Source organism: Pseudomonadales bacterium, assembly GCA_013215025.1.
GTDB lineage: Bacteria > Pseudomonadota > Gammaproteobacteria > Pseudomonadales > DT-91 > DT-91.
On record JABSRR010000214.1, the window covers coordinates 1 to 3,812 of the forward strand.

Consider the following 3,812-nt stretch of genomic DNA (forward strand, 5'->3'; position numbering starts at 1 on the left):
TTACTTGACAGGGTTTTGGTAGAATTTTTGGTTTTTACCTTCCCCCTTCTCAAGGCTGTAAATATCATCCTTAGTGATATCCATTTGCCTTTCTGCGGCACGTAAATTCTAGTCAGATGGTGCTTCTCTAAAAAATTTTCACTACCCCTCACAATCGATCCTCAGGACAAAAATCCCGCATAAAAAAACCGTGTTATAGTTCTTCTTGAGAGTTAGAGTTGTGGCAACCTGAGTCCGTAGAGGTCCAGAGGTGACAAAGGCGTCCATCCGAAGTCAGATTGATCAATGTAAAGAGCAGCTTGAAAAAGCTTTTGAACAAGAAGACGTTCCGCCAGGTGTTAAAGCTGCGGTAGAGTCATTGATGGCCGTATTGAATATCATTGTTACTGTACTTCTAGTGTGAGCAATCACGTTATTTAAGGGGTGGTCGTTCGTGCTAATTTAGGGAAGCAAGAGTGGCTGACCTATGATTAGGCCAGCGTTCCATCAGAAAAGTGTCTCGAGGTCCTGATATGAGCGTTCCTTTCTTATGGCAGCTATGATCACCAGGGCTTCTTCGATTTCCCGTCTAACCGCAGCTAAGATTTCTTCGATATTCTCAAGATTTATGTGCTCTAACATCATGATGATCGCGCTCCTTTTTTTCTAGCCTTTTTATGAGGTGCAAAGGTCTCAAAAAATATCTGTTCATCTAGCTGAGATTGTTTATTGGAGAATGCCTCCGCTAGCAACTCCCCTGCCATGATGCACATGGCTCTGTAGTTACCTGAAGACTGTTCCGCAAGCGTTTTGATGAGCCCCGGAGTCATGAGTCCTGGATTTCCTGCGAGGGTTATGGATTGTTCCAGGAATTCGGCTAAATCTTTTTTGGTCTCGGCCTCCATAACAAGCCGAGTTCGGATGCGGCTGCCAAGAGGGATCAAATCAGGCATCCGAAACTTTTCTGGCAGTCGCCTGTCCCCGCAGAGCACCACAGTCAGGATATTCTTAGAGTCGAATTCCGTACTCGACAGTAGACGAAGCTCGTTGAGAGCCGTCGCGGGCATTTCTTGGGCTTCATCTATTAAAAGTACGGGTCTGAGCAGGCTGGATTCGATATGGTTGTGCCACTTTTCCCTTAGGATTTTGAACCCGGCGAATCGATTACTCCCTTTGAGTTCTATTCCAAAGAGGTTGCCTACCTCCCTGTAAAAGTCGGCAATTGCACTCTGAGGCCTCGATAGTGCGCCCACTGTCAAGTCACGCATCCCCTCCAGTTTGTCGTTTATCAGCCTAAGGACGACTGATTTTCCGGTGCCGGGGTCTCCGGAGATCATGGCAAAACCCCCATCCATCACCAGGTTTTCGATTTTCCAGATGAATTTGTCTGTCCGGTCATTCGTGATCAGACCTTCCTTCGGGATTTCCGGCGAAAAAGGATTCCATTTAAGCCCATACATAGATAGTAAACTCCTGTTATTCATTAAGACTCCTGGGTTTCGTTTTGTGGGATATAGGGCAAAGGCATGCCTGTTGCGGCAAAGTCTTCTAAGTATTTTTGCAATAGTGGTGCAGCCTCGGGATCTGGGACAGGCATTGGCAACCTGTCATTTCCCGTTGCTCGTCTTAATCCATCAGAGTTGCCTTGGTTGTCCACCGGCCAAAGCCTAGCCATCAATTTATCAGTGTCTGGATCGACCAAATGGACAAACGAGGGATCCCATTTAGCAATGTGCATAAGAAGTGATTCGAAATGACGGTAAGCATATGGGATTTCATAGCGCCTGCCATGGACCGTCACGGTGCCATCGGAGGACCTTTGTCGTCTCGTAATTCTGCCTCTGAAGGCTTCTTTTAGTGCTTCCGGGTTGGGCGAGGGTCTAGAGACATCTTGGCTGGAAATAAAGCGATCCAGAGGCGGCTGGCCGGTTTCTCTGTTGGTTTCTTTATTGTAGCCCATTTCAGCCCAGGAGATGGTGAATTTGTTCAATTCTCTCAGATCAAGATCTTTGTCGTTTGGCAGCATCGGCATGAGTCTTGATTCGAGGATCGCCCAAAATCGCTCTGTCTTGCCATTCTGATAGGGAGAGTAAGGCAGACATGGGTCGTGGATGACACCCAGCCGGGATAGTCCCTGGGTAAATTCGTCGGCTTTCATTGCAGAGCCGTTGTCAGTCATCAGAGACCTTGGAAGGCCTCGCTTCAGAAAAGCTTGAGAGAGTCCATGGACCAAGTTTTCACAGCTTTCACTAAGGTACCACTGGATATGGCAGCAGAGACGCGAATGGTCGTCATGGATGGCGAGGCAGATAGGTTTCTCCCACTGGCCTTTTGAGTTAAGAATCTGGCGGGAGCCATGGTGAAAGTCTAAATGCCACAAGGAAGAAACATACTCCATCTCAAAGCTTCTGACTTCACGGGAGTTTAGGCGGTCACGAGCGAGTTGGCGGCCAGGCGTCTCTTTTTTTGGTCTTGGCTGTCTCTTCATACCCTCGGAATTCATATGCCTCCTGAGTGTAGAATAGGACGGACACTTGCCAAGAGACGGATCTTTATGCATGAGGACTTTCAAGTTTGAGTGGTGTAGAGATTTGGTCCAATCTGGGTGCCGCTGATACTGGTCACAGATTAGAGACTTGACGGTCTCTGTCACCATCTTGCTGAGACCTCGATCCCTTCTGGGTATGCTACAGAGAGCATCGACAGGGTCACGGGCTTTTCTAGCAATATAAAACCACCGCTCGATAGTGCCGACGCTATAGGTCCGGTGCTCCTTGGTGACAGGGTGCAACCATTGAATATTTGCTAAGCGGCGAAGCTCGGTTATGAGGCTATCATCCGTCGGCGGGCAAGCTAGAATTCCCCCGACTATGGAAAAGCGGAACTGACCAATTTCCCGTTTTTTTGGTGGTCCATTCGATCCGGTCATTCACATCCTCCTTTAAACATCGATTTAAAAAGGAGGTCACAATAAATATATAAGTCATAGAAAGCTCTTACCAACTTCTGCGTCAATCACAGGGCCAAATTTTATCGTGCACTTATCCCCAACGGGGAATGTGAAAAACATAGGGCTAGCATCGAAAGCAGATTAAGGATGGACTCATCATTATGCTGGGACTGCTCCAACAGGAGGTAAGGGTATTCCGTATCGGTACCACGAACACTGGAGTAGAAGTAGCTTCGGATAGCCTTGTGGCCTGAAGATTGTACAAAGTCCTCATTCCACCACAGCAGCCACCGTTTCTGGGTGCGGGCGTCCGGCCCAGAGAATAACAGCTGCGCTGAAACTAGAAGCATCGCCAAGGACCAATAGACCCGCCGTCCGAAGAACCTAGGAGACGGAGGAGTGCACCTCTTGCGACATCCCTGCTTGCGGCAGCAAAGGCTGAGACGAATATGAAACTCTTCGGGAAGATCGCCAAAAGGGCATCGCGGCTTGCGACGAAAGTTTGCCTGATCTAGTTTTCCCCGACAATGAGGACATCCCAGCTTTCTTAGCTCGGCGATCTTATCGTGGTCATATTTAAGAAGTTTTTGGAAAAATGTAGACTCAGAGGAGAACAAATGAAACATAGCCAATTCCCTTATTTTTTTCGATTAAAGGGACTTAGATCTCCTCGGCTAGTTTTTCCAGACTAAATGAGGGGATTTTTTTATGGCCTGCAGCATATCTGATCACCAGATCCCCGAAATCCCTTAAACAGCGCGACCGCTGACACCAAAGCTTCAACATGAGTAGTTATCTCGTAAATAAACTAGCGAGGGACTCTGTGGCAGATCCTTCACTTTTGACGCATTTCCATAAAAAAAATAAACTGTCCAAAAGGAAA

At 47.6% G+C, this 3,812-nt stretch carries 3 protein-coding genes; 1 reads left to right on the forward strand and 2 read right to left on the reverse strand.

Annotated features, from left to right (window positions below; translation table 11 throughout):
- Window positions 1-250 precede the first annotated feature (250 nt).
- Entirely contained in the window at window positions 251-403 is a 153-nt protein-coding gene (locus HRU21_11935) for a hypothetical protein (protein NRA42999.1), read from the forward strand.
- Between the two features lie 217 nt (window positions 404-620).
- Here the strand turns inward: HRU21_11935 and HRU21_11940 are convergent, their stop codons facing one another.
- Both HRU21_11940 and HRU21_11945 read right to left on the reverse strand, forming a co-directional pair.
- Window positions 621-1,463 carry an ATP-binding protein gene (locus HRU21_11940; protein ID NRA43000.1) on the reverse strand — a complete coding sequence of 281 codons (843 nt, stop codon included), beginning with the start codon at window positions 1,461-1,463 and terminating at the stop codon, window positions 621-623.
- Complete coding sequence (locus HRU21_11945) at window positions 1,463-2,482, reverse strand: transposase family protein (protein NRA43001.1); 1,020 nt, start codon at window positions 2,480-2,482, stop codon at window positions 1,463-1,465. The genes HRU21_11940 and HRU21_11945 overlap by 1 nt, the downstream gene beginning before the upstream one ends.
- Between the last annotated feature and the right edge of the window lie 1,330 nt (window positions 2,483-3,812).

Bases quoted from the DNA above. Each gene is read 5' to 3' on its own strand.
- HRU21_11940 (NRA43000.1), bottom strand. From the start codon at position 1,463: ATGAATAACAGGAGTTTACTATCTATGTATGGGCTTAAATGGAATCCT.
- HRU21_11945 (NRA43001.1), bottom strand. From the start codon at position 2,482: ATGAATTCCGAGGGTATGAAGAGACAGCCAAGACCAAAAAAAGAGACG.